33 protein-coding genes are annotated in these 24564 nt (G+C 62.9%); 16 read left to right on the forward strand and 17 right to left on the reverse strand.

Annotated features, from left to right (window positions below; genetic code table 11):
* Positions 1-163: 163 nt before the first annotated feature.
* Positions 164-997 (reverse strand): SDR family oxidoreductase, encoded by an 834-nt coding sequence (locus tag NKJ77_RS27010; protein ID WP_023832021.1) that lies wholly within the window; start codon positions 995-997, stop codon positions 164-166.
* 154 nt (positions 998-1151) lie between these two features.
* Here NKJ77_RS27010 and NKJ77_RS27015 point away from each other — a divergent pair, with 154 nt between their 5' ends.
* Positions 1152-2045: a LysR family transcriptional regulator gene (locus tag NKJ77_RS27015; RefSeq protein ID WP_023730813.1), complete on the forward strand. Its 894-nt coding sequence runs from the start codon at positions 1152-1154 to the stop codon at positions 2043-2045.
* A 308-nt stretch (positions 2046-2353) separates the two neighbouring features.
* On the opposite strand, the gene NKJ77_RS27020 is transcribed toward NKJ77_RS27015, so the two are convergent.
* Complete coding sequence (locus NKJ77_RS27020; RefSeq protein WP_023733042.1) at positions 2354-2941, reverse strand: TetR/AcrR family transcriptional regulator; 588 nt, start codon at positions 2939-2941, stop codon at positions 2354-2356.
* Between the two features lie 103 nt (positions 2942-3044).
* On the opposite strand from NKJ77_RS27020, the gene NKJ77_RS27025 reads away from it, so the two are divergent.
* Together NKJ77_RS27025 and NKJ77_RS27030 are read left to right on the forward strand one after the other, a co-directional pair.
* A complete protein-coding gene (locus NKJ77_RS27025) occupies positions 3045-3860 on the forward strand; it encodes an oxidoreductase (protein WP_023832020.1) in 816 nt (271 codons plus the stop codon).
* A gap of 68 nt (positions 3861-3928) precedes the next feature.
* Positions 3929-4930, forward strand: coding sequence for an NADP-dependent oxidoreductase (locus NKJ77_RS27030; protein ID WP_023730811.1), 1002 nt, complete (start codon positions 3929-3931; stop codon positions 4928-4930).
* Between the two features lie 96 nt (positions 4931-5026).
* On the opposite strand, the gene NKJ77_RS27035 is transcribed toward NKJ77_RS27030, so the two are convergent.
* Complete coding sequence (locus tag NKJ77_RS27035; RefSeq protein ID WP_023832019.1) at positions 5027-5944, reverse strand: polyprenyl synthetase family protein; 918 nt, start codon at positions 5942-5944, stop codon at positions 5027-5029.
* Positions 5945-6076: 132 nt separating this feature from the next.
* Here NKJ77_RS27035 and NKJ77_RS27040 point away from each other — a divergent pair, with 132 nt between their 5' ends.
* The 4 genes from NKJ77_RS27040 (at position 6077) to NKJ77_RS27055 (ending at position 8852) form a co-directional block, all read left to right on the forward strand.
* Positions 6077-6784, forward strand: coding sequence for a biosynthetic peptidoglycan transglycosylase (locus tag NKJ77_RS27040; protein WP_023832018.1), 708 nt, complete (start codon positions 6077-6079; stop codon positions 6782-6784).
* Positions 6785-6937: 153 nt separating this feature from the next.
* Positions 6938-7120 carry a 50S ribosomal protein L32 gene (gene rpmF, locus NKJ77_RS27045; RefSeq protein WP_008834724.1) on the forward strand — a complete coding sequence of 61 codons (183 nt, stop codon included), beginning with the start codon at positions 6938-6940 and terminating at the stop codon, positions 7118-7120.
* Positions 7121-7319: 199 nt separating this feature from the next.
* Complete coding sequence (locus NKJ77_RS27050) at positions 7320-8342, forward strand: agmatinase (RefSeq protein ID WP_023832017.1); 1023 nt, start codon at positions 7320-7322, stop codon at positions 8340-8342.
* 108 nt (positions 8343-8450) lie between these two features.
* A complete protein-coding gene (locus NKJ77_RS27055) occupies positions 8451-8852 on the forward strand; it encodes a hypothetical protein (RefSeq protein ID WP_023670154.1) in 402 nt (133 codons plus the stop codon).
* 248 nt (positions 8853-9100) lie between these two features.
* Here the strand turns inward: NKJ77_RS27055 and NKJ77_RS27060 are convergent, their stop codons facing one another.
* From NKJ77_RS27060 to NKJ77_RS27070, 3 genes are all read right to left on the reverse strand, one after another.
* The gene (locus NKJ77_RS27060) at positions 9101-9532 is read right to left on the reverse strand and encodes a GlcG/HbpS family heme-binding protein (RefSeq protein WP_023684003.1); all 432 of its coding nucleotides are present in this window, start codon (positions 9530-9532) and stop codon (positions 9101-9103) included.
* A gap of 179 nt (positions 9533-9711) precedes the next feature.
* Complete coding sequence (locus NKJ77_RS27065; RefSeq protein ID WP_023684002.1) at positions 9712-9945, reverse strand: hypothetical protein; 234 nt, start codon at positions 9943-9945, stop codon at positions 9712-9714.
* Positions 9946-10023: 78 nt separating this feature from the next.
* A complete protein-coding gene (locus tag NKJ77_RS27070; RefSeq protein ID WP_023754138.1) occupies positions 10024-10551 on the reverse strand; it encodes a winged helix-turn-helix transcriptional regulator in 528 nt (175 codons plus the stop codon).
* A gap of 114 nt (positions 10552-10665) precedes the next feature.
* On the opposite strand from NKJ77_RS27070, the gene NKJ77_RS27075 reads away from it, so the two are divergent.
* The 5 genes from NKJ77_RS27075 to NKJ77_RS27095 all read left to right on the forward strand — a co-directional run bounded on the left by NKJ77_RS27075 (position 10666) and on the right by NKJ77_RS27095 (position 13480).
* Entirely contained in the window at positions 10666-11499 is an 834-nt protein-coding gene (locus NKJ77_RS27075) for an alpha/beta fold hydrolase (protein WP_023832016.1), read from the forward strand.
* Positions 11500-11615: 116 nt separating this feature from the next.
* Positions 11616-12272, forward strand: coding sequence for a glutathione S-transferase family protein (locus tag NKJ77_RS27080; protein WP_023742788.1), 657 nt, complete (start codon positions 11616-11618; stop codon positions 12270-12272).
* 5 nt (positions 12273-12277) lie between these two features.
* Positions 12278-12607: an ArsR/SmtB family transcription factor gene (locus tag NKJ77_RS27085; protein ID WP_023742789.1), complete on the forward strand. Its 330-nt coding sequence runs from the start codon at positions 12278-12280 to the stop codon at positions 12605-12607.
* A gap of 18 nt (positions 12608-12625) precedes the next feature.
* The gene (locus NKJ77_RS27090; RefSeq protein WP_033003172.1) at positions 12626-13000 is read left to right on the forward strand and encodes a nuclear transport factor 2 family protein; all 375 of its coding nucleotides are present in this window, start codon (positions 12626-12628) and stop codon (positions 12998-13000) included.
* A gap of 15 nt (positions 13001-13015) precedes the next feature.
* The gene (locus NKJ77_RS27095; RefSeq protein WP_286440135.1) at positions 13016-13480 is read left to right on the forward strand and encodes an SRPBCC family protein; all 465 of its coding nucleotides are present in this window, start codon (positions 13016-13018) and stop codon (positions 13478-13480) included.
* 29 nt (positions 13481-13509) lie between these two features.
* Here the strand turns inward: NKJ77_RS27095 and NKJ77_RS27100 are convergent, their stop codons facing one another.
* The 3 genes from NKJ77_RS27100 to NKJ77_RS27110 all read right to left on the reverse strand — a co-directional run bounded on the left by NKJ77_RS27100 (position 13510) and on the right by NKJ77_RS27110 (position 15335).
* Positions 13510-13773, reverse strand: coding sequence for an ArsR/SmtB family transcription factor (locus NKJ77_RS27100; protein ID WP_023742792.1), 264 nt, complete (start codon positions 13771-13773; stop codon positions 13510-13512).
* A 32-nt stretch (positions 13774-13805) separates the two neighbouring features.
* The gene (locus tag NKJ77_RS27105) at positions 13806-15044 is read right to left on the reverse strand and encodes an MFS transporter (protein ID WP_023670146.1); all 1239 of its coding nucleotides are present in this window, start codon (positions 15042-15044) and stop codon (positions 13806-13808) included.
* Between the two features lie 96 nt (positions 15045-15140).
* Entirely contained in the window at positions 15141-15335 is a 195-nt protein-coding gene (locus NKJ77_RS27110) for a DUF1192 domain-containing protein (RefSeq protein WP_023670145.1), read from the reverse strand.
* A 146-nt stretch (positions 15336-15481) separates the two neighbouring features.
* Here NKJ77_RS27110 and NKJ77_RS27115 point away from each other — a divergent pair, with 146 nt between their 5' ends.
* From NKJ77_RS27115 to NKJ77_RS27125, 3 genes are all read left to right on the forward strand, one after another.
* Positions 15482-16492, forward strand: coding sequence for an NAD(P)H-quinone oxidoreductase (locus NKJ77_RS27115; RefSeq protein WP_352536002.1), 1011 nt, complete (start codon positions 15482-15484; stop codon positions 16490-16492).
* A gap of 355 nt (positions 16493-16847) precedes the next feature.
* Complete coding sequence (locus NKJ77_RS27120) at positions 16848-16988, forward strand: DUF1127 domain-containing protein (protein WP_023670143.1); 141 nt, start codon at positions 16848-16850, stop codon at positions 16986-16988.
* A 326-nt stretch (positions 16989-17314) separates the two neighbouring features.
* Entirely contained in the window at positions 17315-18007 is a 693-nt protein-coding gene (locus NKJ77_RS27125) for a DUF1013 domain-containing protein (RefSeq protein ID WP_023670142.1), read from the forward strand.
* A gap of 63 nt (positions 18008-18070) precedes the next feature.
* On the opposite strand, the gene NKJ77_RS27130 is transcribed toward NKJ77_RS27125, so the two are convergent.
* From NKJ77_RS27130 to NKJ77_RS27140, 3 genes are all read right to left on the reverse strand, one after another.
* A complete protein-coding gene (locus NKJ77_RS27130; RefSeq protein WP_023683994.1) occupies positions 18071-18790 on the reverse strand; it encodes a helix-turn-helix transcriptional regulator in 720 nt (239 codons plus the stop codon).
* A 126-nt stretch (positions 18791-18916) separates the two neighbouring features.
* On the reverse strand, positions 18917-19327 hold the full coding sequence (locus tag NKJ77_RS27135) for a hypothetical protein (protein WP_031196067.1): 411 nt from the start codon (positions 19325-19327) through the stop codon (positions 18917-18919).
* Between the two features lie 181 nt (positions 19328-19508).
* A complete protein-coding gene (locus NKJ77_RS27140; protein WP_023670139.1) occupies positions 19509-19679 on the reverse strand; it encodes a hypothetical protein in 171 nt (56 codons plus the stop codon).
* 204 nt (positions 19680-19883) lie between these two features.
* Here NKJ77_RS27140 and NKJ77_RS27145 point away from each other — a divergent pair, with 204 nt between their 5' ends.
* Positions 19884-20045 (forward strand): hypothetical protein, encoded by a 162-nt coding sequence (locus NKJ77_RS27145; protein ID WP_023683991.1) that lies wholly within the window; start codon positions 19884-19886, stop codon positions 20043-20045.
* 9 nt (positions 20046-20054) lie between these two features.
* Here the strand turns inward: NKJ77_RS27145 and NKJ77_RS27150 are convergent, their stop codons facing one another.
* The 5 genes from NKJ77_RS27150 to NKJ77_RS27170 form a co-directional block, all read right to left on the reverse strand.
* Positions 20055-20375, reverse strand: a complete 321-nt coding sequence (locus NKJ77_RS27150) for a hypothetical protein (protein ID WP_155924185.1) — start codon at positions 20373-20375, stop codon at positions 20055-20057.
* 25 nt (positions 20376-20400) lie between these two features.
* A complete protein-coding gene (locus NKJ77_RS27155; protein ID WP_023683989.1) occupies positions 20401-21114 on the reverse strand; it encodes an SGNH/GDSL hydrolase family protein in 714 nt (237 codons plus the stop codon).
* Between the two features lie 62 nt (positions 21115-21176).
* Positions 21177-21917, reverse strand: a complete 741-nt coding sequence (locus NKJ77_RS27160; RefSeq protein WP_023752897.1) for a DUF899 domain-containing protein — start codon at positions 21915-21917, stop codon at positions 21177-21179.
* Positions 21918-22091: 174 nt separating this feature from the next.
* Positions 22092-23117, reverse strand: coding sequence for a class I fructose-bisphosphate aldolase (locus NKJ77_RS27165; protein WP_023748338.1), 1026 nt, complete (start codon positions 23115-23117; stop codon positions 22092-22094).
* 121 nt (positions 23118-23238) lie between these two features.
* Entirely contained in the window at positions 23239-24441 is a 1203-nt protein-coding gene (locus NKJ77_RS27170) for a phosphoglycerate kinase (RefSeq protein ID WP_023670132.1), read from the reverse strand.
* Between the last annotated feature and the right edge of the window lie 123 nt (positions 24442-24564).

A 24564-nucleotide genomic window follows, 5' to 3' on the forward strand; every position in this document is an offset into this window, starting at 1 on the left:
AAAGGGAACGTCCATTCCGAAGTTCGGTCGTTGGCCGGTTGCCCAACGGTCAACCCTCAGGAGAGCACGGGCGCGACATTCGGATTAGCCCCCAGAATTCGCATGAGCCTATCGATGGCGCTCATAAATAGACCTGCGACGACGGCAGTGCTGGATGCGACGTTCAGCTGTCGAAGGCCAGTGAGCCGGATAGCTCCTCATGGGCATCGACCTGCTGCTGCAGCAGAGCGAGTTTCTGCCTGACCATTGCAAGAGCATCGGCACCGGCGATGAACCGACGGGGCAGCTCCGGCTTGTCGACCAGAGTGATCAACGCCTGCGCGAGTTTGGCGGGGTCGCCGACTTGCTGGCCGTTCGCGGCTTTCCAACCCGTTATCTGCCGGGCGCGACGTTCGCTGTAATCGCTGACGAATGACGGAGCATATTGAGTGGATTCGTCCGTCAGCAGCTCCGTGCGGAAAAACCCGGGGTTCACGATCATCGTTTCAATGCCGAACGGCGCCACCTCGGCTTGCAGTGACTCGATCCAGCCATCAACGCCGAACTTTGCCGCGGCGTATGCAGAACAGAACTCAAAGCCGACCAGGCCTGCCGTCGATGAGATGGCAATGACCTTGCCAGAACCCTGCGCGCGCATGACCGGCAGGACTGCGCGGGTGACGTTCATGGCGCCGGTCAGGGTGGACGCGAGCTGAAGTTCGATATGGGCCGGAGTCAGGTCCTCGAAATAGCCGGCATAGAAGCCCGCGGCATTGTTGACGATCACGTCGAGGCGACCAAAGCGGTCCAGGGTTGCCTTCACCGCGGCGTCGGCGTCGGCCGGCTTGGTCACGTCCAACGTGACGACCAAAAGATTGTCCGACTGCCCGATCCCCTTGGCGACCCGATCTGGGTTACGACCGGTCGCAACGACCTTATCGCCGATGGCCAGGGCCGCTTTGGCAAAGTCGAGGCCCATGCCTCGCCCTGCGCCGGTGATCATCCATACTCTACTCATAGTCGTATCCTTCCTGGTCGGTATCTTTCAGTTTATGCCGCGTTGGCTTGGCACGTCCGTCTCAGCGTTTCGTTGTCTGCCAGGTGACATAGGGAATAGGACTCGATACGATTAGCCTCTATAATCTGCATGAAGTTAGAAATGGGATTGATAAATGAGGCGCGGAGATTTCAGCGAGCTGGCAGTCTTCATCGCCGTAGCAGAGGCGGGCAGCTTCACACGCGCCGCAGCAAAGCTTGGTCTATCGCAGTCGGCGCTCAGTTACGCTGTCAGAACGCTGGAACAGCGCATGGGAGTCCGGCTGATCTCACGCACCACCCGCAGCCTGTCCGTGACGGTAGCTGGAGAGCGCTTGCTGCGAAGCCTGCGACCGGCCTTCGATCACATCGAAAGCGAGATCGCCGCCGTCGCCGCCCTGCGCGACAAGCCCACTGGCCTCATTCGCCTGACGACATTCCGGTATGCTGCCAAATCAGTACTGTGGCCCGTCATCGCCAAACTCCTTCTGCAGTATCCGGATATCGAAGTGGAATTGAGCCTGGACGAAGGTCTGGTTGACATCGTTGCAAGCAAATTCGACGCCGGTATCCGGATCGGCGAGCAGGTCCAGAAGGACATGGTGGCAGTAAGGATCGGCCCGGACCTGCGTATGGCGGTAGTTGGATCACCGTCGTATTTTGCAACCCGAACGGTTCCAAAGACACCGCGCGAACTTGGGGAACACAAAGGCATCAGCTACCGTCAGAAGACCGGCGGCGGGCTCTTTGCCTGGGAGTTCGAAAAACGCGGTGAGGAACTTGAAGTCAGGATGAATGGCCCACTCATTATCAATGACGGGGAAATGCTGGAGGCTGCGGCCCTCGACGGGCTCGGACTAGCATACACATTTGAAAGCCAGGTCGCTCCGTTCGTCGCAGACGGACGCCTGATCCGGGTGCTGGAAGACTGGTGCCAACCCTTCCCGGGCTATCACCTCTATTATCCCAGCCGACGCCAGCACACTGCAGCGTTCGCTCTTCTTGTGGAGGCACTCCGTCTCAAGGCGTGACGGAAGGGCGAAAACACGCCGCTCTAACTTGGCGAAGTGAGTTATCCCTCCCTCATCAGCACAATTTTCGGGCGTCCAATCGATTCCTCCGTCGCAAGTTACCCCCCTTACGGACTGCGTCGCGGTGGCCGTCCGATTCCGAGCCTTGAAGCTGCCAGTCGCTTCCGGCCCTTATGCGGTCATTCCCTGATGCAGGTTGAGATGGCCTCGTGCTGGCAATGGCCGATGACTTTAGGCAAAGCGACCCTTCTTGTAATGCGGCCCGCCATGATGAGGATGTCAGGCTCTTTGCTGCTGCCGCTCTATCTCTAAATGGATGCCTTCTCGCCCTCACGTGGCTGGATCAGGCTGCGCGCGGCGTCTGCTCCTGCCGCAAGGATGCGATCCGACAATTCCGTCCCCGCTGCCGCGCGGGCCAGCTGAAGCGTGCCTATGAGGGTCGCAAAAACGCCCAGGGCGGCGGCTTCCGGGTCCTTGGTCTGCGGAAGTACTGCAGACAACTGGCGCACCAGAACCAGCAAGCGTTCGGTATAGACTTGGCGCGTTTCGGGCGGCTGACGCGCGAGTTCCGGCAACAGGGCGGCCGACGCGCAGCCGGCTCCCGGATTGTCCCGGTGCTCAGCTGACAGATACGCCGCTATGCCCATCTCCGGACCACCGGCTGCCAATACCTCCTGCAGTTGCTGCGACTGGGCCTCCAGTGCCGCTACAAGGCTTTCACGCACAAGCTCCGCCTTGGACTGGAAATGCGGATAGAAGGCTCCGTTCGTCAGCCCGGCGTCGCCCATAATGGCTGCCAGTCCGGACGCGGCGATGCCGTCACCGCGAAAACGCTGGGCTGCGACCTCGACGATGCGATCGCGGGAGGCGTCCTTTCGGCCCTTTTCGTAGCGCATGGCGGCTCTTCCTTTCTGCTATTGCATTAAGAGTGTAGTGTGATATTACGATCATAATTCAATCAACGGCAAAAAGCTAGCCCTCATGTCTCTGGAGTATCAAATGAATACCCTTTCGGGAAGAACCGCAGTCGTGACCGGAGCCTCTTCGGGCATCGGCCGCGCAAGTGCCGAGGCCTTGGCGGGGGCGGGGTATACCGTCTTCGGGACAAGCCGCAGCAAGGCCGGCAACGGCCCGGCGCAGGTGTCCATGCTAACCTGCGACGTGACCGACGGGGAGTCGGTCAGCGCCCTGGTTTCAGCCGTGCTGGCCCAGACCGGCCGCATCGACCTCTTGGTCAACAATGCCGGTGTCGGCCTGCTTGGCGGCGCCGAGGAATCTTCGGTCGCACAGGTGCAGGCTCTGTTCGACGTCAATCTGTTCGGCGTCATGCGCATGACCAATGCGGTGTTGCCGTCGATGCGGCGCCGCGGCCAAGGGCGCATCGTCAACATCGGCTCGATTCTGGGATTGGTGCCCGCGCCATACTCAGCGCACTACTCGGCGGTCAAGCACGCGCTGGAGGGCTATTCGGAATCGCTCGATCATGAGGTTCGCGCCTTCAACATTCGCGTCTCGGTCATCGAGCCGGCATTCGTGCGCACCGTCTTCGACCAGAACGGCATCGAGCCGGATTCCCTGTTGAAGGAGTACGATCAAGCGCGCGCCGGGCTCAAGGCGCTGCTTGCCGATGTGATGCCCAAAGCCGATCGGCCGGAAGTGGTGGCGGATGTGGTCGTCAAGGCAGCGACCGACGCCCGTCCGCGACGGCGCTATACCGCAGGGAAGGCAGCGCGCCAGGTCAGCCTGCTGCGCCGCTTCGCCCCCGCGGGGATGTTCGACAAGACCTTGCGCAAGCAGTTCCGCCTGCCGGTCTGAACAACGGTGGGACGGAGAATTTCACGCACAGACAGCAGGCCAACAGACACTCTCAGAAAGTCACTGCCATGAAGGCATTCGTTGTCGACAAATATAGCAAGAAAGGCATTTTGCGGCTGGCCGAGATGCCGGAGCCGGAGCTGCTGGACAATGACGTCCTGGTCGAGGTCCATGCCGCCGGGGTGAACCTGCTGGATTCCAAAATCAGGACCGGCGAATTCAAACTCGTCCTTCCCTATCGCCGGCCCTTCATCCTCGGTCACGACGTTGCCGGGAGGGTTGTCAGGGTGGGCTCGAAAGTCCGCAAATTCAAACCCGGCGACGCCGTCTATGCGCGGCCGCGCGACGGCCGGATCGGGACATTCGCCGAATTCATCGCAATCGATGAAGCCGACGTGGCGCTGAAGCCGGCGAACCTCAGCATGGAAGAGGCGGCCTCGATCCCGCTGGTCGGTCTGACCGCCTGGCAGGCTCTCATCGAGAGGGCGGGTCTGAAGACAGGCCAGAAGATCTTCATCCAGGCTGGCTCCGGCGGCGTGGGGACATTCGCCATCCAGTTGGCAAAGCACCTCGGCGCGATCGTTGCGACAACAGCGGGCGCGGCAAGCAACGATCTGGTCAGGGATCTCGGCGCCGATGTCGTCGTCGACTACAGGAAGGACGACTTCGAGAAAATCCTGTCGGGCTACGACGTCGTCCTGAACAGCCAGGACGCCAAGACGCTTGAGAAATCCCTGACTGTGCTGAAACCGGGTGGGAAGCTCATCTCGATTTCCGGTCCTCCGGATCCCGAATTTGCCAGGAAACAGAGACTGAACGTGGTGCTAAGGCTGCTGCTGCGGCTGCTGAGCCGTGGTATCAGGACCAAAGCCAAGCGCCGGGGCGTGGGATTTTCGTTCCTGTTCATGTCGGCGCAAGGTGAGCAGCTGAGCAAAATCACGTCCCTCATCGAAGATGGGGCGATTCGCCCGGTCGTCGACAGGGTCTTTCCTTTTGAAGCGACCAATGAGGCGCTGGCTTACGTCGAAACAGGACGCGCCAAGGGCAAGGTCGTCGTCAAGGTCAGATAGCGCGCCCAGTTGCTTTGGGGCATTTGAGAGACACCAAGCAAGGCAGCGCAAGGCCGACAAATTCCGAAAACGGTTCGGCATCCGATTGCCCAAACCTCAGTTGTTGCGGATTGCCACGAAGCTTGCCGCTGCCTTCAGCAAGGATGCCTGTTCACCGTATGGCTCAAGCAATTCATGGGCCTGCTTGACCAGCCCATGGAGCTGGCTGCGCGCCCAGTTCGCGCCATGCAGCGCCACCAGCGTCGCCTTGCCGGCGGCTGCGTCCTTGCCGGTCGCCTTGCCCATCTGGCTGGCATCGGCGGTCAGGTCGAGCAGGTCGTCGGCGAGCTGGAAGGCAAGCCCGACCGCCGAGCCGAATTCGGCCAGCCGGTCGCGGTTCTGCGGTGCGGCGCCGGCAATGATCGCGCCGGCTTCGCAGGCGAAGCGGATCAGCGCGCCGGTTTTCATCGCCTGCAGCCGGATAATGCCGGCTTCGTCCGGCCTGCTGCGCTCGGCTTCGAGGTCGAGCGTCTGCCCGCCGACCATGCCCCCAGTGCCGGCCGCGCGCGCCAGCGCCAGCACCAGTGCCGCCCTGCGCTCCGCCGGCAGCGCCGTCGCCTCATCGGCGAGGACATCGAAGGCAAGCGTCAGAAGCGCATCGCCGGCAAGGATGGCGGTGGCTTCACCGAAGGCCTTGTGCACGGTCGGCTGGCCGCGGCGCAGATCGTCGTCGTCCATGGCAGGCAGATCGTCATGGATCAGCGAATAGCAATGCACGCATTCGATGGCCGCCGCCACGCGCATCGCCGCCTCGCCATCGGCGCCAAAAAGGGCGGCACTTTCCATGACCAGGAAGGGGCGCAGCCGCTTGCCGCCGTTCAGCACGCCATGGCGCATGGCCGCCATCAGACGCTCCGGCCGGGCGATCTCGCCGGCAAGCGTGCGGCCGTCGAGCAGCAGCCTGAGCCCGGCCTCGATCGCCGCCGCCCGCCCCAGAAGTGCGGCCTCAAAGGCCAATTGCTCGTCTTTCGTCATGGCCGGGAGCGGTAGCCGACACTCAGACGTTGCGCAAGAAGCCTCGCGCCATTATGCCGGAGGCGGGAGAGTGGCGCGGGTGGGGGCGGCTTGACGGAACCGATCGTCGATCATGAAACCGAAGGGTTTGAGATGGCGCGACCAAGGCGCGTGAACCGCGCCGGTCTGAAGCGCCTGGCACGGCGCGGCCTGGTCGTCGCCGTCGTGCTGGCGGCGATACCCGTTGTGCTGACCTTCCTTTATCTGCCGTCCTTCGTGCATCCGATATCGACCTTGATGGTCAAAGACCTCACGACCTTCTCCGGTTACGACCGGCGTTGGGTGTCGATCGACGATGTGTCGCCGGTGCTGGCCAATTCGGTGATCATGTCGGAGGACGGTCAGTTCTGCTTCCATCGCGGCATCGATCTTGGCGAATTGCGCGGCGTCGTCGACGATGCGCTGGCCGGCGAGGCGACGCGCGGCGCTTCGACCATCACCATGCAGACGGTGAAGAACCTTTTCCTGTGGTCGCGGCCGCTGGGCTCGGTGCGCAAGGTGGTCGAACTGCCGCTGGCCGTCTATTTCGACGCGGTGATGTCGAAACGGCGGATCATGGAAATCTACCTCAACATCGCCGAATGGGGGCCGGGCATCTACGGCATCGAGGCGGCGGCCCAGCATCATTTCGGCGTTTCGGCCAAACAACTGTCGCGGCGGCAGGCGGCACTGCTCGCCGTCTCGCTGCCCAATCCGATCGCCCGCAATCCGGCCAAGCCCGGTCCGGGGCTGCGGCGGCTGGCGTCGCTGATCGAACGCCGCGCCGGCCGTTCGGGCGCGTATGTCGGTTGTCTTGATTAGGTCGAACCGCTGCCGGCTCAAAAAAAATCGCCACGGTGCTGGCCAAAACGGCGCAGGGCGTGTATAGGCACCCGACTTTCTCAGATTATGGCCCTGACGCGGCCCTTTCACGAGGGCTATCGGGGCATTTTGACCATGTAGTGGAGCATATCCATGGCCGTTCCGAAACGAAAAACCTCTCCGTCCAAGCGCGGCATGCGCCGCTCGGCCGACGCTCTCAAGGCCCCGACCTATGTCGAGGACAAGAATTCCGGCGAAATGCGCCGTCCGCACCATATCGACCTGAAGACCGGCATGTATCGCGGCCGCCAGGTTCTGACGCCCAAGGAAAGCTGAGACCAGCTTTCGAAGGGTTTGAATGCCAAAAGAACCGGCCATTGGCCGGTTTTTTTGCGTTTGGTGCGCGCCGCGCCGCCAACTATGCCAAAGACCGGGCGTCCGTGGCGATACAAGCTGCGGCGGCGGTGCTGTATTGAGCCCGCATGCCTTGTCGCGGCGCTTCCGCGCGATGATCGGCCGGCTTCAGAGGGACCACATGACCAAGCTCACCACAGCACCCCGCGATATCTTCCAGACCTTCATGAACTTCCCGCTGGTCGAGGACCTCGATGCGCTGAAGGCGGATGTCGCCATCATCGGCATGCCTTACGGCAGTCCCTACACGATCGACGAGCTGGTCAACGACCAGACCAACGCGCCGACCGCGGTGCGGCGCGCCTCGCAGCGCATCAGCCTCGGGCTCGACCGCTATGATTTCGACATTGGCGGAACCCTGTTCGACGGGCAGGACGTCAAGGTGGTCGATGTCGGCGATGTCCCCGGCGATGCCGCCGGCAGCCACTACAGGTTGGCCGAAACGGCGATCCGCAAGATCCGCGTCGCCGGCGCCTTGCCGATCACCATTGGCGGCGATCACGGCATTCCAATCCCGATCCTGCGGGCGCTTGACGGCGAAGGGCCGATCACCCTGGTTCAGATCGATGCCCATCTCGACTGGCGCGACAATGTCAACGGGGTCAGGGAAGGCTATTCCAGCCCCATCCGCCGCGCTTCGGAGATGGCGCATATAGCCGGGATTTTCCAGCTCGGCATCCGCGGCCAGGGCAGCGCCCGGCTCGAGGAGGTCGAGGCGGCCCGCGCCTACGGCTCCAACATCGTCACCGCCAATGAATGGCAGGATATCGGTACGGCGGCGCTGCTCAAGCGCATCCCGGACCGTGGCCGCTATTACCTGACCATCGATGCCGACGGTCTCGATCCCGCTGTCATGCCGGCGGTCGAAGGCCCGGCGCCTGGCGGCATCAGCTACCGGCAGACGATCGAACTGATCAAGGGGCTGTTCGCCAAGGGACGTGTCGTCGGCATCGACATCGTCGAGATCGCGCCGGCGCGCGACGTCAACGAGATCACCTCGATGACCGCCGGCCTTTTCATCCTCAACGCTATCGGCGCCGCCGTGCGGACAGGCGCTGAATCCCGGCGTGTCGGTGGTCAGCCGGGGCAACTGTGGCTGACAGGGTTGTTTCGCGCGGTCTTTTTCCGTGTTTGCGGGCGCTAGCGAAAAATCTTGACGGCGTGCCTGCGGGGCATTCTACAGAAGGTGCCCCCATTGTTTAGGCAATTCCTTGGGAAACCGCTTTCCTGGAATTGCTAGAGGAGACGCCTGATGTTCGGTGCCATCCCGCTGCTGATCGTGCCCTTCGTGGCCTACAATCTCGGACTCCTCGGAATATTCGGCAGCGGCGACGATCCGTGGGCGACCGAGATCTTCTCGTTCAGCATGATGTCGGGCGGGGTGTTCTCGATGACGCTCGGCGACCTGATGGTGGTGATCGGGCTGATCTTCCTGTTCCTGGAAATGGTGAAGTCGGTGCGCACCACGAACGCCTCGATCATGGACCATCTGTTGTCGACGCTGGTCTTCGTGGCGTTCCTGGTCGAATTCCTGCTGGTGAAGGGCGCGGCGCACTCCGTCTTCTTCACGCTGATGGTGATCGCCCTGTTCGATGTGCTGGCCGGGTTTTCGGTGTCGATGCGGTCGGCGAGTAGAGACATAAATTTGAACTAGCCGCCTTCGTTGGACGGTCGCATCCGTTCGCGATTGGCGTGGCTGCTCTTTCTGGTCGTCATCCTGGGGCGAAGCAAGGAGCGAAGCGACGCGGCGCAGACCCTGGGATCCATTCCGTGAAGCTAAGGCGTTGCAACGGTTCAGAATTCTGCTCCGCTTACACTTGCGGCAAAGGTCGCGGCATGGATCCCAGGGTCTTCGCGACGGAGTTTCGTTCCTGCTTCGCCCTGGGATGGCGAAGCTCCCCCTCAGCCCGGATCGGCGGTGAAGCCCGCCGCTTCGATGCCGGCGATGGCGGCGGCTTCGTCATTGTCCGACGTATCTCCCGAAATTCCGACGGCGCCGATGGCGGCGCCTGCCTTGTCGCGGATCAGCACGCCGCCGACGACCGGCAACACGCGTCCACCCGACACGTCGGAAATGCCGGCGACGAGATGCGGCCGCTCCTTGGCGAAAGCCTCGACACGGCGCGAGCCCATGCCGATGGCGAGCGCGCCATAGGCCTTGCCGGCCGACATTTGCGGGCGCAGGAACGAGGCTCCGTCCTGACGCTGGAAGGCGACGAGATGCGCGCCGGCGTCCAGCACGGAAACGCCGAGCGGCTTGAGCTTCAGCTCGGCGCCCTTGGCGAAGGCGGCGTCGATGATGTGCTTGGCTTTTTCGAGGGTCAGTGCGGTCATGGCTGTCTCCTGATCAAAACGCGTCAATCATCGACCTGACATGCGGGATGCGAAATCCCGGTTGCGGTTGAAATTGCTTCGCGTGGGAAAGCGGAAATGGCGGGCATTGCTGATCGTGGCACATGGCGGCGGATACGATCCGCCGGCATCCAGATCGGGCGTCGATGAAGAAGGCCGCGCTATTTTTTCTTGGCTCGGGGCGCTTTCTTGACCGGAACGGCAGGGGCGTTGGCGAGGTCTTCCGCTTCCTTGGCAAGGCGCAATGCCCGGAGCTTGTTGGTCTTGGCCTGGCGGGCGTCGGCCTCGGCGACATACTCCGCCATCGCCTTTTGCCGCACCGTGGCGGCCTCTTCCTGCTTCTTGAAACGCATATCCGCCCGGGCGCGGGCAGTATCCTTAGAGTTCTCGACCAAGAGCGTTATCCATCCCGTAAATTATGTTTTTCAGCCCCTTGATAGCAGAGCCGGCCTGATAATGGGGAAATAAGTTGGTCAAGCGGCGGGGGCCTCGATGCCGCTCGACGCCTTGCGGGCGACCACCGCCTCATATCCGGCCTGCAATGTAGCGCGGACGGAAGGCCGCGCGGGTGTGGCGACAGGCGTGCCCAGATGGTCGTGGCGCAACTCGTCCATGAACTGCTCCCACATTGGCGGTCCGCCTTTCTCCAGCAGCTCGGCCCGGATCGAAAGCTCCTCGCTCACCGGCAGCCAGACGCGGCCCCAAGCGCCGAGATGCGCCATGATCGGCACCAGCGTGATGGCCATCTCGGTCAGGCTGTAGATCGCCTTCTGCTTGTGCGAGGGGTCGTCGGCCTTGGTCAGCATGCCGAGTTCCATCAGCCGCTTCAGCCGGTCGGCCAGGATATTGGAAGCGATGCCCTCGATCGAGCCGTTGAGCAGTTCGCGAAAGTGGCGTTTGCCGCCAAAAATCATGTCGCGCAGGATGATCAGGCTCCAGCGATCGCCGAACACTTCCAGCGACAGATTGATAGGGCATCCCGAGCGGTGTTCGGTTTTCATCCGACTCTCCTCAAAAACCAGTTGCATTATCGTACCAGTTTTATTATCGTGCAACCGATTGCAAAACGCAATCAGTTTGGTTGGCCTTTGATTGGCCGATGCGAGGAGAGTCCCATGACACGGGCCGCAGCACCCGAAATCGTCTCCCAGACGTTTGGCGATCCCGGAGATCCAACCGTTCTGCTGGTCATGGGCGCCATGGCCTCGATGCTGTGGGGGCCGGAGGCGCTCTGCAAAAAACTCGCCGGCGAGGGCCGTTTCGTGATCCGCTACGACAATCGCGATACCGGCCTGTCGACCAAATATGCGCCGGGCGAGCCGCCGTATACCTTCGACGACATGGCGGACGATGCGGTGCGCGTCCTCGACGGTTGCGGCATCGGCGAGGCGCATGTGGTCGGGATGTCGATGGGCGGCATGATCGCGCAACGACTGGTGTTGAAACATCCCTCGCGTGTCATCTCGCTGACCGTAATCAGCAGTTCGCCGGTGGGGATCGACACATCGCAGCTGCCGGGAACGACCGAGGCCTATATGGAGCACTCGGCCGATGGCGCCAAGGTCGATTGGTCGGACCGCGACCAGGTGGTCGGCTTCGTCGTCAAGGATGCGCGTGCGATCGCCAGCACCGCGCATCCCTTCGACGAGAAGGCGATGCGGGCGTTCGTCGAACGGGACTACGACCGATCCGGCGGCTTCCTGAGCGCGACTAACCATTTCATGCTGAAGAGCTGCGAGGATCTGAAAGGACGCCTGCGCGAGATCAAGGTTCCGCTGCTCGTCATTCACGGGACATCGGATCCGATCTTTCCGGTCGAGCATGGCGCAGCCCTTGCCGACGCTGTTGCCGGCGGGCGGCTTGTCCGCGTCGAAGGCGGTGGCCACGAACTGCATCCCGACGACTGGGGCACGATCGTTGCCGCCATCGTCACGCATACCAAGCCCTGAAGGCAGTCTCGAACCTTGACACATTCGCCTCACGGAAATAGTTAAGTAAATGCTTCAGTGTTGGCGCTGGCTGGCACCGCTCCAGCATCGACGAACCGCAAACAGACGAGCAAAAAATGTCCCTGACCTTCCATTTCCATCCGCTGGCATCGTTCTGCTGGAAACCGCTGATAGCGTTTTACGAGAACGATACGCCCTTCACGCCGGTTATCGTCGACCTCGGCGATGAGCAGTCGCGGGCAGCGTTCCTGAAGGTGTCGCCGACCGGCAAGATGCCGGCGCTGCGTGACGATGCACGCAACCGCACGGTGCTGGAATCGACCATCGTCATCGAATATCTGGCCGCGCATTATCCCGGGCCGGTCGAGCTCATCCCGGCCGAGGCCGACCTTGCTCTCCAGGTCCGCCAGGCCGACCGTTTCTACGATTTCTACGTGCAGGCGCCGATGCAGAAGATCGTCGGCGACAGGTTGCGCCCGCAGGACAAGACCGATCCGTTCGGGGTCGACGAGGCGCGCGCGCAATTGCGCAACGCCTATGCGATCATCGGGGAGGAGATGCGTTCGAAACTCTGGGCGGCCGGCCCCACCTTCACCATGGCCGACTGCGCGGCCTCGCCGGCGCTGTTCTACGCCAACAAGGTCGAGCCGTTCGGCGACAGCTATCCGGCCGTGAAACGCTACCACGACCGCCTGCTCAAGCGGCCGTCCTTCGCCCGGGTAATCGAGGAGGCGCAGCCCTACTTCAAGTTCTTTCCCTACAATAACGGCTGATCGCGATGCTGCACGATCCCGCCCAGCTCGACCTGATGTTCCAGGCGCTCGCAGACCCGGCCAGGCGCAGCATGGTCGAACGGCTGTCGCGTGGGCCGGCCTCGGTCAGCCAGTTGGCCGAACCGCTGGCGATGTCGCTGTCGGCCGTCGTCCAGCATCTCAACGTGCTCGAAGCAAGCGGGCTGGTGCGCTCGGAAAAGCTCGGCCGCGTGCGCACCTGCCAGATCGCGCCGCAGGCGCTGCGCAGTGCAGAACACTGGATCAACGAACGGCGGCTGACATGGGAGCGTCGGCTCGACCGGCTCGGCGATTTTCTCGCCGACCGAATGACCTGAAGCAGAGGAGAAATGACCATGCCCGGCAAAAGCAGAGCGGAGTTGATCCGCGGCTATTTTTCCGCCTACCAGGCGAATAACAAGGCTGCCGTCGCGGCGGTGCTCGCCAACGATTTCACCTTCACCAGCCCCTGTGACGACGCCATCGACCGTGCGACCTATTTCGAGCGCTGCTGGCCGGACAGCCCGGCCTTCAGCTCGATCGTCATCGAGCGGATATGCAAGGACGAGGACGCCGCCTTTGTCCTCTATCGCTGCGAGACGGCGGACGGAAAGACCTTCCGCAACACCGAACTGCATCTGTTCCATGGCGACAGGTTGCGCGCCGTCGAAGTCTATTTCGGCGCGTCCTATCGCGACGGCGTCTTCGTCGCGCAGAGACCATCAAGCTGACCAAGAGGACCTGACATGGCCGAACGATCCGTCGTCCACTCCACCTTCGTCCTCGAGCGCCTCTATCCAGTTGCACCGGCGAAAGTCTATTTCGCGCTCAGCGATCCGGCCGCCAAGCGGCGCTGGTTCGCCGACCCCGACAACCCGATGACCCACAGGCACGAAATGGATTTTCGCGTTGGCGGCCAGGAGGTCAATGCCGGCGGGTCGAAGGACGGGCCGATCCACACCTATACCGCCACCTATCAGGACATCGTGCCCAACCAGCGCATCGTCTACAGCTACGACATGCTGTTCGGTGATGTCAGAATCTCGGTTTCGCTGGCGACAATTGAGCTTCGCCCGGAAGGCACGGGCACGCGTCTGGTGCTGACCGAGCAGGGCGCGTTTCTTGATGGGCACGACACACCGTCATCGCGCGAGCATGGTACCGGATTCCTGCTCGATGCGCTGGGCAAGGCACTGGCAACGGACACTTGAAAGCCAGGGAGGCGAGCTGGAATCTCGGCCTATGCTTCCCAGAACTGATCAAGCCAAATATTGAGCTTGAGGAAGCCGGCACTGCTGACTGTATAGACCCGCCTCGTGCCCTCGGCCCTGGCCTGAACCAGACCGGCGTCCAGCAGCACTTTCAAATGCTGGGACACGGCCGGGCGGGAGACTGGAAGGCCCGCAGCCAGCTCGTTGACGGTTTTCGGGCCACGCCGGAGCTCTTCCAGAAGATAGCGCCGGTTGGGGTCGGCAATCGCCATGAAGGCGTCAGAAAAGATCATGCCTATACTTGTGGGGCAAAGCTTTTCAAATCTCAACCGTCGGCTTCCGCTTTTCTGAGCCGCAGTGCTTCAGGGGTGACCGAGCGATCGGCCGGCTGGGTCTTGAAGGCATCGCGGTCTTCGATCGGCACCGGCGCGCGGCGGCTGATGCGCAGCAGCGTGTAGGCGGCGAGGCTGAGATGCGCCAGCGCGGTGGCCAGGAACAGGCCTTCGGGGCGGAGCCAGCCCATCAGGGCGGCAGCCAGCAGGGGCCCGATCATGGTTCCGAAGCCATACAGAAGCAGCAGGCCGCCCGAGACCTTGACGAAATCCTCCGATCGGGCGTGGTCGTTGGCATGCGCCACGGCGATCGAATAGAGCGTGTAGGCAAAGGCGCCGTAGGCGGCGGCGAAGACAATGACGAGGACGGCGGAACGCGGTTCGAACAGGAAGATCAGGATGGCGAACAGTGCGGCGCCGAAAGCCGCGCCCGCCAGCACGAAACGGCGGTCGGTCTTGTCGGAGAGGCGTCCGGCCGGAAGCTGCATGGCCGCGCCGGCAATAACGACAAGGCTCATCATCAGTGCGATCTGGGCGGTGGAGATGCCGATACGGGCGCCGTAGACGGCGCCAAGCGTGCCCCAGGCGCCATTGGCGATGCCGACCAACAGGCAGGCGATCGCCGACACCGGCGAGTTGGCGTAGAGACCTTTGACGTCGAGCTTGACGTCCTGCAAAGGCTTGGGAGACGAAGCCGACGACACCGCGGTCGGGATCAGCGACAGGCAGAACAATATGCCGGTGATCATGAACAGCGACGCCGATCTGACGTCGCCGCCGGCAACGATCATCTGGCCGCCCATGATCGAGGCATAGGTGACCATCATGTAGAGGCCGAAGACGGTGCCGCGGTTCTCGTTGGTGGCCTTCTCGTTCAGCCAGCTTTCGATGACCATGAAGGCTCCGGCCATGGTGAAGCCGGTGAAGGCGCGCAGCAGGATCCAGACATATTCGTCGATGATCAGGCCGGTAAGCAACGCCACGATGGCGCCCGAAGCGGCAAAGGCGCCGAACGCCCGGACGTGGCCGGCGCGGCGCACCAGGCGCGGTGCGAAGAAGCAGCCGGTGACGAAGCCACCGGCCCAGGCCGTGCCCATCAGACCGAGCGATGCGGTCGAAAACCCTTCGATCTGGCCGCGCAACGGCAACAACAGGCCGTGCAATCCCGAAGCCGCAAGCAGGAAAGCGGTGCCGCGAAGCAGCGAGAGGATCGGCCTGTAGCTTGCAAACATTGTTTGATCCGTCTGGAGATTCGGTGGCGGGGTCTGAAGACAGGCGCATTCGGGCTTTTCGGCGGCGGATGCTCAACGCCGAAACTAACGCGAAAACTAGCCGCGGCGAAACAGGGCTTCGGCCGCCGATTTGGTGCTGCCCTTGGTCTGGAGCTCGGCTTCGAGCCGGGCAATCTCCTCGCGCAGGATGCTGATCCGTTCGGTAAGGTCACCGACCGAAAGCAGCGACAGATCCTGTCCGATCTCATGCGGGCGGGCTTTCTTTTTGGGTTCGTCGTCGAAGATCGCCATCGTCGCTCCTCCCTATTCAGTATTGGGCTGATTTGGCCATTTGCCTGATCCGGCAATCAGCATACATAGGGCAGGGGCGCAGATGCAAACAGCCGGCAAGAAGCTGGCAGCCGGCGACAGACCGGCGGACCGAGACGGGAAATTTCATGGCGAGCGGACATAAAATTCCAGCCACGATGACGGCCATCGCAATCTCGCAACCGGGCGGGCCGCGTGTGCTGAAACCGGAAACGCGCGACGTGCCGGTGCCTGGTCCCGGCGAAATCCTGATCCGGGTGCGTGCGGCCGGCGTCAACCGCCCCGACGTGCAGCAGCGCAAGGGCGCCTATCCGGCGCCGCCCGGCGCCTCCGACCTGCCCGGTCTCGAGGCATCGGGCGAAGTGGCCGCCCTTGGCGACGAGATATCGCGCTGGCGCATCGGCGACCGGGTCTGCGCGCTGACGCCGGGGGGCGGTTATGCCGAATATGTCAAGGTTCATGCCGGCAGCGTGCTGCCGCTGCCCGCCGGCTTCACCCACACGGAGGCGGCCGCGGTTCCGGAAAACTATTTCACCGTCTGGCACAATGTGTTCGAGCGCGGCGGCTTGAAAAAGGGTGAGACGCTGCTGGTCCATGGCGGCTCATCGGGCATCGGCACCACGGCGATCCAGCTGGCGTCGGCCTTCGGCGCGCATGTCGTCACCACCGCCGGCTCGAAGGAGAAATGCGACGCCTGCCTGAAGCTCGGCGCCGACCGGGCGATCAACTACCGCGAGGAGGATTTCGTCGCGGCGGTCAAGGATGCGACCGGCGGCAAGGGGGCCGACGTCATTCTCGACATGGTCGGCGGCGACTATATCGCGCGCAACTACGAGGCCGCCGCGGTCGAGGGCAGGATCGTCCAGATCGCCGTCCAGGCCGGCGCGGTGGCGAGCGCCGATTTCTCGAAAATCATGGTCAAGCGGCTGACCCACACCGGCTCGACGCTGCGGCCTCGCACGGTCGAGTTCAAGGCGGCGCTCGCCGCCGCACTGGAAGCACAGGTGTGGCCGCTGCTCGGCACCCGGAAGGTAGCGCCGGTGATGGACATGATCTTCCCGCTGACCGACGCCTGGCGGGCGCATGAGCGCATGGAAGAGGGCGAGCATATAGGCAAGATCGTTCTCGACGTCGGCTAGATGGGGCGAGATTCAGGTGAGGCCGGCCTGCGAATGGCGGCTCCCTGCGCTTCCGGCCTTCGCCGGCCGAAGCCCTCATGAGGGGTGCGGCAGTTAAGGCTACGGCCGGCGTAGGCCGGTGCTTCGTACTGAAGTACGCTCCGCTCCGGTTGTCGGGAGCCGCCATTCTCTGCTCGGCCTGACCTGAACCTCGCGCCATGCTCCGCGCTCAGCCTGTCGGCAAGATGAACAGAAGCTTAATGCTGCAATGCAGCATTTGCATTGCGGCTATGCAAAGACGTCTGTTCAATTCGTGGGCAGCACTGCCTATCTAAGCGTCATCGAAACGATTTGATCCAACAACTGGAGGACAACCATGAACCCGATCCGCGCTTTCCGTAACTGGCGTATGTACAACGAAACCGTGCGCGAGCTGAACAAGCTCAACGCCCGTCAGCTCAGCGACCTCGGCATCAGCCGCGGCGACATCGAGAGGATTGCCCGCAAGGCCATCTAATTCGAAGCTTGGTCGGCCGATGAGGCCTGACCACGCGGCAGAAGCAAGAGCCGCCGCAGACGGTATCCCGTCGCCGGTTCCGAGCCCGCTGGACCCTGTCCGGCGGGTTTTGTCGTTTTGGACCCCCTGTACAACTCGGCATCAATGATCGCCGGAGCCGAGGTCCTCCTGGCCTCCCCCGCTGTCCGGTGTCCGACGGCTGCGCCCTGCGCCAAAAACATTGCGAAACGGCAGCGGAGCGGTTATACAGGCCGCGAATTTCCCATTTTGGTGGCTCTAAACCACCGCCCGCGCGGGAACGCGGGCGAACGAGAAGGATTTTTGAAATGGCCAATACGCTGCTGATGCCCAAGGCGACCGCCGTCTGGCTGGTCGACAACACCGCGCTGTCCTTCGAGCAGATCGCGCAGTTCTGCGGGTTGCATCCGCTCGAGGTCAAGGCGATCGCCGACGGCGAATCGGCGCAAGGCATCAAGGGCATGGACCCGATCATGACCGGACAGCTGACCCGCGACGAGATCGCGCGCGCCGAGAAGGATCCGAACCAGCGCCTGAAACTGTCCGACCCCAAGGTGCGGGTGCCGGAATCCAAGCGCAAGGGTCCCCGCTACACGCCGTTGTCGAAGCGCCAGGATCGGCCCAACGCCATCCTGTGGCTGGTCCGCAACCATCCGGAATTGAAGGACGCGCAGATTTCGCGCCTGGTCGGCACGACCAAGTCGACGATCGAACAGATCCGCGAGCGCAAGCACTGGAATTCGGCCAATCTGCAGCCGATGGACCCGGTGACGCTGGGTCTCGCTTCGCAGATCGACCTCGACATGGAAGTCAACCGCGCCTCGCGCGGCCGCGAGCAGGCGCAGCCTGTCGGCGACACGCTGCTGCCGGCTGCCGTGACCGAGCGCCTGGTGCCGGCGCCGGAGAAGCCGAAGGACGAGGATGCCGAACTGGACGCCAACGCCGTGTTCGCCAAGCTCTCGGCGCTCAAGTCCAAGAAGGAAGATGCGGACGACGAGTGAGGTTTGCGACAGTTCAACAAAAAAGCCCGCTTCGAGCGGGCTTTTTAACTGATTGTCGAAATCTCAGCTGCGCGCCGCCCGGTCCGGCGTCATGCCATAATCCTCGCTGCGCTCGACCGCGCGGTAGAAGTCGGCAAGCTGCTTGCCGCGCTCAGGCTTGAAGATGCGGCCGGCGATGACCACCGAGGCGATGCGGTCGATGCGGAAGGCGCGGAAATCGTCGCGCATCTCGCACCAGGCAACCAGCGTCCATACCTTGCCCCAGAACCACAGACCGAGCGGACGGATGTCACGCCCGGTGCCGCGGCCGGCCTCGTCGCGGTAGTCGATGGTCAGCACCTGTCGCTTCTCGACAGCGCGCTCGATCACGTCGATCGCCTCACGCGCGGCGTCGCTCACCACCCACATCGGCGTGTGGATCTCGGTGCGGGCGATGCGGTCCTTCTCGGCGTCGGGCAGGACGGCGCCGATCTTGACCAGCGCCTCGTCGGCCGCACGCGCCATGGCCGCGCCGCCAAAGGCCCGCACCATGCGGGCGCCGGCGACCAGCGCGACGATTTCGTCACGCGTGAACATCAGCGGCGGAAGGTCGAAACCCTCCCTCATCATGTAGCCGACGCCGGCCTCGCCGTCGATCGGCACTCCGGTCGACTGCAAATCGGCGATATCGCGGTAGATGGTCCGCTCGGAAACCTCGAGCCATGTGCCGAGCTTCTGGGCGGTGACCAGCCGGCCGCCACGCAGGTGCTGCACGATCTGAAAGAGCCTGTCGGCACGTCGCATCGTATGGTCCCTCGGCTGCTTGTCTATGAATGACATGGTCCCAAAACCGGTTCCGGGTGACATCCATGTCCTGTTTTATGCTTGTCGTTCTCCCAAAAACCGCTGCGCACTTTTGGGCGACACGCATTATGGTTTAAGTCCTTCGCGCTTGCGCTGCACGGCGACGAATTCCGCGCCGAAGGACAACTTCTTCGTTGTCGGCGTGTTCACGTCGAGCACACGCCAGTACGGCGTGATATCGTTCAGCGTCATGCCGCGTTCGAGATCCTCATTGGCGGCTTCGGCGACGGTTCGCAGATGATAGCCGATGGTAACCGGACATGTCACTTGCGCCCCATGCTCGATGGCGAGCGCGGTGCGCAAGGCGCGTACATCCATCTCGACGCCGTTGGGGATCGTGCGGATGAAATCATCGACCTGACGGGGCGTCGGCACCAGCATCGGCTGGCCCTCGACGACGTCGCCCATTGTGCGTGGCGTCGGCTTCACGCCGTTGACGCCCGGCGTGTTCAGCCTGTCGTTCCAGCTTTTCACCATTCATGTCTCCTGACACGTTTATGGCATGGTGCTCCTGACAGCATTCTGTCAGGAGCCTTCAGCATTGTCCGTAGCAGGCGCCAAAGTTTTTGCGCCAGCCCGAGGGGTCGCTGCCCGGGGGTCCATGTCAATGATCCGGGCGTTGCGGGGTCCGCATCCAAGCATTGTCAGGTAAAACGCCTCAGATCTCGCGAATGCGGCTGTGACCCTCATACATATCCGGCCAGCCAATGTCCTTGCGGATGTCCGCCGGCAAGGAGTTCAGGAAGCGCTGGGTACGGACTTCATTGCGCATCGTGCGGATCTTGCCGACATAGTGCTGTACGCTGTTCAAAATACCAAAGCTGTTCATGACAATCTCCTCTTCTCTGATGGAGACACTATCGCATACCCCTCCTGACAGCAGTCTGTCAGGAGCATGTCAGCTCGTTGAAGAAAGCTGCGAGGTGCTTGGCGGTCGGTTCGGAAACGAGCCTTTTGTCAGGAATGGCCAAGTCGACCGAGACCATGCAAGAACCGCTTTGACAGCCTGTCGCGATGCTGCTCAAAGGCGGGCATGTCGAAACTCCTCGCGCTCGTCATCATCGGCATGATGGCCATTCAGCTGATCAAGCCGCTCGGCTGGCCGGGCCTGAAGCGGCGCGGCGATTTCTGGAAGCTGGCCCTGATCGCCATGGCGGCCATCGCGCTGGCGGGTGCGCTGGGGCACTGGGCATAGCCTTGAGGGTCAGGTCGGGTCCACCGTTCCCATGGCAATCATCCGGATGGCGTTGAGGCTGGGCACGAAGAAGTAATCGCCACCGCGCGTCGTCATGAATTCCGGCAGGTTCGCCGCAATAAAAGGCGTGGCGTTGGCCGGGCCGGCCGGAATGACATGCTTGCTCGATTCGGCGCGGTTGCCGGTCAGCGTGCAGGTGTCGTTGCCGGTTTCGGAATCCAGGCCGTAGCTCGTCCATTGCTGCTGGATGATATTCTGGCTCAGATCCATTGGAAGCAGGCTGCAATCAACAGTATTTGGAAATACCCGCGTCAGTTCTCTGAAGCCCACCAGTCCGAGCTTGTGCCCCCTCAGGTCAATCGGCGAGCACCCATCCGACCAGATGTTCGGCCCAGGCGCGGTAACCGGCTTCCGAGGCATGAAAGCCATCGGAGGCAAAGCCGGCCTCAGGGTTGGTGATCGGCAGCCGTGGCGCCGGCACGGCGCCGCGCTCGAAACAGAGGCGCTCGCCCATGCGGTTCATTGCGGTAGCGCGGATTTCGAGTATCTTGCCGAGCAGCGGCGGCATGGCCGGCGCACGGGTGAATTCCAGCACCGGCGACCAGACGACGCGGGCCTCCGGCCATTTGGCGCGCAGCGCGTAAAGCAGGCCGCCGAACTCTTTCTTGAAGCGCGGCACCGAGTGGAAATTCTTGGTGTCGTTGGTGCCGATGGCCAGCACTATATGCGTCCACCGATCGGCCGACAGATTGGGCAGCACATGGTCGCGGATCTGGCCCGACGTTGCCGAGTTGAAGCCGGCGGCGCGCCAGCGCACGGCAAGGCCGGTTCGCTGCGCGATCATGACGGCAAGCTGCGCGGCAAGCCCGTTCTCGGAATTGCCGATGCCGACGGAAGCGGCCGAGGAATCGCCCAGCACCAGCAGCGAGATGGCCGGCGCCTTGCCCGATATTTCGTGCATGACCGGCCCTTGTGCCGGCAGCATGCGGGTGGTGCGGCGGCGCACGCCGAGGCCCTGCCAGACATAGACGGGGTAGGCGAGCCAGGTAAGAAGGGCCGGGAAGCGCATGGCAATACCGTTAGAGGTTAACGGCAGCCTTAGCGCATGTTTGGGCGCAGGTGAACGCGCTTCTAGTCGCAGCAGTTTTCCTTAGCCGCCTGCTTTTCCTGATATTCGTCATGCAGCCGCACCCAGTCCATCAGGCTTTGATAAGGGCCATTTTCGCCGCGGCCCTTCGGCGTCATATCGAGATAGTCATAGGTGCCGATCTGCGCCTCGCCGCCGCGGGCGCGCGACATAAAGGTGAGAAAGATGTCGCCGTTCTCGTCCTTGTAGAAAACACTGGTGCCGGGAAGGTCCTTTGACGTGCGCGGACGCGTCTCGAAATTGTAGGTGGTGTCGCCGGCCGCGATCTGCTTGTCGGTGAAGGAGACCTGCATGTCGAAGTTGAAATCCGAGGCGTAGGACGACACCCAGTCGAATTTCCAGCCCATACGCTGCTTGTAAGGCAGCAGTTCCGCCAGCGGCGCGCGCGCAACCACCACCAGCGACACGTCGTGGCGCCTGAGATGCTGATCGGCGCCGTCTATATGGTCGGCAAGGAAGGAGCAGCCTTCGCAGCGGTGGTTCGATCCTGGCGTCATCATGAAGTGGTAGACGATCAGTTGGCTGTTGGCGCCGAACAGTCCGGCCAGGTTCTTCGGACCCTGCTCGGTCTCGAAGACATAGTCCTTGCGGATTTTCATCCAGGGCAGTTCACGCCGCTCGGCGGCGATGCGCTCACGCAACCGTGTCAATTCCTTCTCGCGCGCCAGATGCGCCTTGTGCGCCTCAAACCAGTCTTCACGCGAAACCACCTTCTTGCGAGTCATGAAGTTCTCCCTGTCTGTTCACCCAAGGACGTTCGGGGTGGGCAGAAACCGACATCGCCGTCAGCTTTTGCCGAAAAGGAGATAAGGATGGGCGAACTCCGTCCCAAGCCCGCCTTGTCATAAACAAAACCCGGGCGCATCGGCCCGGGTTGTATGACAACGGGAGGACTGCGCTCAGGCGGCCTGTTCGAGGCTCGCCGTCCATTGTCCCAGCGCCGCCAGATGGTTCATGTGGGCACGATGGGTGAAGGCGGCCTGGCCGGCGGCGACGTTCGATGCCTTGCCGCTCCAGGCCTTTTGCGGGGCGGCCTGCAAGGCGCGGCCATAGGAGAAGGTCAGCTTCCACGGATGCGGGCCGATGGCGTTGATGGCGTTGAGGTTGGCGGTAGCCTCCTCGTCCGACTGCCCGCCCGAAAGGAAGGCGATGCCCGGCACCGCTGCCGGTACGGTTTCGCGGAACAGTTTTATGGTCTTTTCCGCGACCTCTTCGGGGCTGCTCACCTTGCCCGACTTCCTGCCGGCCAGCACCATGTTCGGCTTCAGGATGGTGCCTTCCAGCACAACGCGCGCCGCATGCAGCTCGTCATAGAGCTTGATCAGCGTTGCCTTCGAGATGTCGTAGCAGGTGGCAATGTCGTGCGCGCCGTCCATCAGCACTTCCGGTTCGACGATCGGCACGATGCCGGCCTCCTGGCACAGTGCGGCATAGCGGGCCAGCGCATGGGCATTGGAGGCAATCGAATTGGCCGAGGGCACGCCCTTGCCGGTGTCGATGTCGATCACCGCGCGCCATTTGGCAAAGCGGGCGCCGAGCTTGTAATAATCCGCGAGCCGCTCGCGCAAGCCGTCGAGGCCTTCGGTAACGGTATCGCCGGGAAAGCCGGCGAGTGGCTTGGCGCCGGCATCGACCTTGATGCCGGGAATGGCGCCCGCCGCCTTGATGATGTCGACCAGAGGCGTGCCGTCGGCAGCCTTCTGACGGATGGTCTCGTCGTAGAGAATGACGCCGGAGATGTACTTCGTCATTGCGTCCTTGGCGCGGAACATCATCTCGCGGTAGTCGCGGCGGCTATCGGCGGTCGATTCGACGCCGATAACGTCGAAGCGCTTCTTGATGGTGCCGGAGCTCTCATCGGCGGCCAGCAGGCCCTTGCCGCCGGCCACCATCGCGGCGGCAATGTCTTCGAGACGTTCGCTCATTTTTGCTTCTCCTTGACGGTGTTGTTCCGCGCTTAAGGGAAGTCTACCGCCAAAGGAATGGCATCGGAAAGCTCGAATCGATTGAAAGTTTCCAGCGCCTCGTTTGACGCCCTCGTCCCGATCAGGCCTGCTTCTTCAGGACGTCGACGCCGGGCAGCGGCTTGCCTTCCATCCATTCCAGGAAAGCGCCACCGGCGGTCGAGACATAGGTGAAGTCGTCGGCGACGCCGGCATGGTTGAGGGCGGCCACCGTGTCGCCGCCACCGGCGACCGAGACCAGCTTGCCGGCCCTGGTGCGGGCCGCCGCGTGCCTGGCCGCCGCCACCGTGGCGTGGTCGAAAGGCTCGATCTCGAAGGCGCCGAGCGGGCCGTTCCAGACCAGCGTCGCGGCGCGGTCGATCCATTCACCGATCGTCTTCACGGTCTTTTCGCCGACATCGAGGATCATGCCGTCAGCCGGGACATCCGAAATGGCAACGGTCTCGCTGGCGGCACCCGCCTTGAATTCCTTGGCGACGACACCGTCGACAGGCAGGATGATGGCGCAGCCGGCTTCGGCGGCCTCGATCATGATCTGCTTGGCGGTCGCGGCAAGGTCATGCTCGCACAGCGACTTGCCGACAGCGGTGCCACGCGCAGCGAGAAAAGTGTTGGCCATGCCGCCGCCGATGACCAGCGCGTCGACCTTCTTCACCAGGTTCATCAACAGGTCGATCTTGGTCGACACCTTGGCGCCACCGACAATGGCGACGACAGGGCGGACCGGATTGCCGAGCCCCTTCTCCAGCGCCTCGAGCTCGGCCTGCATGGTGCGGCCGGCATAGGACGGCAACAGCCGCGCCAGGCCTTCGGTCGAGGAGTGCGCCCGGTGGGCGGCGGAAAAGGCGTCGTTGACGAAGATATCGCCATTGGCGGCGAGCCGCTCTGTAAAGGCCGGGTCGTTCTTCTCCTCGGTCTTGTGGAAGCGGGTGTTTTCCAGCAGCAGCACATCGCCCTTGTTCATGGCGGCGACCGCACTGCCCGCCGTGTCGCCGACGCAGTCGCCGGCAAAGCCGACGGGGCGGCCAAGCACCTCCGCGGCAGCCTTGGCGATCGGCTCCAGCGAGAATTCGGGCGAGGGACCATCCTTCGGGCGGCCGAAATGCGCGAGCAGGATGACCTTGGCGCCCTTGCCGGACAGTTCGGCGATGGTCGGCGCAATGCGTTCGATGCGGGTGGCGTCGGTGACCTTGCCGTCGGCGACGGGCACGTTGAGGTCGACGCGCACCAGCACGCGCTTGCCGCTGATATTGCCGATATCGTCGAGTGTCTTGAAGGCGGCCATGCTGATACCTTTCCGTGAAAAATCGCCGGGACCATACCTCGCATCGATGACGATGCAAGGCTTGAGCCGGGGTGCGAGCTAAATTTTGAGATCAAGGCGAAGGCTGTCGTGATGATGCGGGAC

Origin of the sequence: Mesorhizobium sp. M0052, assembly GCF_040323255.1 — a bacterium.
GTDB lineage: Bacteria > Pseudomonadota > Alphaproteobacteria > Rhizobiales > Rhizobiaceae > Mesorhizobium.

Coding starts and splice junctions, on each gene's coding strand:
- rpmF (WP_008834724.1), top strand. CDS start 6,938: ATGGCCGTTCCGAAACGAAAAACCTCTCCGTCCAAGCGCGGCATGCGC.
- NKJ77_RS27135 (WP_031196067.1), bottom strand. CDS start 19,327: ATGGTGAAAAGCTGGAACGACAGGCTGAACACGCCGGGCGTCAACGGC.
- NKJ77_RS27130 (WP_023683994.1), bottom strand. CDS start 18,790: ATGCGACGTGCCGACAGGCTCTTTCAGATCGTGCAGCACCTGCGTGGC.
- NKJ77_RS27085 (WP_023742789.1), top strand. CDS start 12,278: ATGCTGCACGATCCCGCCCAGCTCGACCTGATGTTCCAGGCGCTCGCA.
- NKJ77_RS27015 (WP_023730813.1), top strand. CDS start 1,152: ATGAGGCGCGGAGATTTCAGCGAGCTGGCAGTCTTCATCGCCGTAGCA.
- NKJ77_RS27095 (WP_286440135.1), top strand. CDS start 13,016: ATGGCCGAACGATCCGTCGTCCACTCCACCTTCGTCCTCGAGCGCCTC.
- NKJ77_RS27110 (WP_023670145.1), bottom strand. CDS start 15,335: ATGGCGATCTTCGACGACGAACCCAAAAAGAAAGCCCGCCCGCATGAG.
- NKJ77_RS27115 (WP_352536002.1), top strand. CDS start 15,482: ATGGCGAGCGGACATAAAATTCCAGCCACGATGACGGCCATCGCAATC.
- NKJ77_RS27160 (WP_023752897.1), bottom strand. CDS start 21,917: ATGACTCGCAAGAAGGTGGTTTCGCGTGAAGACTGGTTTGAGGCGCAC.
- NKJ77_RS27010 (WP_023832021.1), bottom strand. CDS start 997: ATGAGTAGAGTATGGATGATCACCGGCGCAGGGCGAGGCATGGGCCTC.
- NKJ77_RS27025 (WP_023832020.1), top strand. CDS start 3,045: ATGAATACCCTTTCGGGAAGAACCGCAGTCGTGACCGGAGCCTCTTCG.
- NKJ77_RS27145 (WP_023683991.1), top strand. CDS start 19,884: ATGTCGAAACTCCTCGCGCTCGTCATCATCGGCATGATGGCCATTCAG.
- NKJ77_RS27105 (WP_023670146.1), bottom strand. CDS start 15,044: ATGTTTGCAAGCTACAGGCCGATCCTCTCGCTGCTTCGCGGCACCGCT.
- NKJ77_RS27070 (WP_023754138.1), bottom strand. CDS start 10,551: ATGAAAACCGAACACCGCTCGGGATGCCCTATCAATCTGTCGCTGGAA.
- NKJ77_RS27155 (WP_023683989.1), bottom strand. CDS start 21,114: ATGCGCTTCCCGGCCCTTCTTACCTGGCTCGCCTACCCCGTCTATGTC.
- NKJ77_RS27165 (WP_023748338.1), bottom strand. CDS start 23,117: ATGAGCGAACGTCTCGAAGACATTGCCGCCGCGATGGTGGCCGGCGGC.
- NKJ77_RS27030 (WP_023730811.1), top strand. CDS start 3,929: ATGAAGGCATTCGTTGTCGACAAATATAGCAAGAAAGGCATTTTGCGG.
- NKJ77_RS27075 (WP_023832016.1), top strand. CDS start 10,666: ATGACACGGGCCGCAGCACCCGAAATCGTCTCCCAGACGTTTGGCGAT.
- NKJ77_RS27040 (WP_023832018.1), top strand. CDS start 6,077: ATGGCGCGACCAAGGCGCGTGAACCGCGCCGGTCTGAAGCGCCTGGCA.
- NKJ77_RS27140 (WP_023670139.1), bottom strand. CDS start 19,679: ATGAACAGCTTTGGTATTTTGAACAGCGTACAGCACTATGTCGGCAAG.
- NKJ77_RS27020 (WP_023733042.1), bottom strand. CDS start 2,941: ATGCGCTACGAAAAGGGCCGAAAGGACGCCTCCCGCGATCGCATCGTC.
- NKJ77_RS27170 (WP_023670132.1), bottom strand. CDS start 24,441: ATGGCCGCCTTCAAGACACTCGACGATATCGGCAATATCAGCGGCAAG.
- NKJ77_RS27050 (WP_023832017.1), top strand. CDS start 7,320: ATGACCAAGCTCACCACAGCACCCCGCGATATCTTCCAGACCTTCATG.
- NKJ77_RS27080 (WP_023742788.1), top strand. CDS start 11,616: ATGTCCCTGACCTTCCATTTCCATCCGCTGGCATCGTTCTGCTGGAAA.
- NKJ77_RS27055 (WP_023670154.1), top strand. CDS start 8,451: ATGTTCGGTGCCATCCCGCTGCTGATCGTGCCCTTCGTGGCCTACAAT.
- NKJ77_RS27060 (WP_023684003.1), bottom strand. CDS start 9,532: ATGACCGCACTGACCCTCGAAAAAGCCAAGCACATCATCGACGCCGCC.
- NKJ77_RS27125 (WP_023670142.1), top strand. CDS start 17,315: ATGGCCAATACGCTGCTGATGCCCAAGGCGACCGCCGTCTGGCTGGTC.
- NKJ77_RS27100 (WP_023742792.1), bottom strand. CDS start 13,773: ATGATCTTTTCTGACGCCTTCATGGCGATTGCCGACCCCAACCGGCGC.
- NKJ77_RS27090 (WP_033003172.1), top strand. CDS start 12,626: ATGCCCGGCAAAAGCAGAGCGGAGTTGATCCGCGGCTATTTTTCCGCC.
- NKJ77_RS27035 (WP_023832019.1), bottom strand. CDS start 5,944: ATGACGAAAGACGAGCAATTGGCCTTTGAGGCCGCACTTCTGGGGCGG.
- NKJ77_RS27120 (WP_023670143.1), top strand. CDS start 16,848: ATGAACCCGATCCGCGCTTTCCGTAACTGGCGTATGTACAACGAAACC.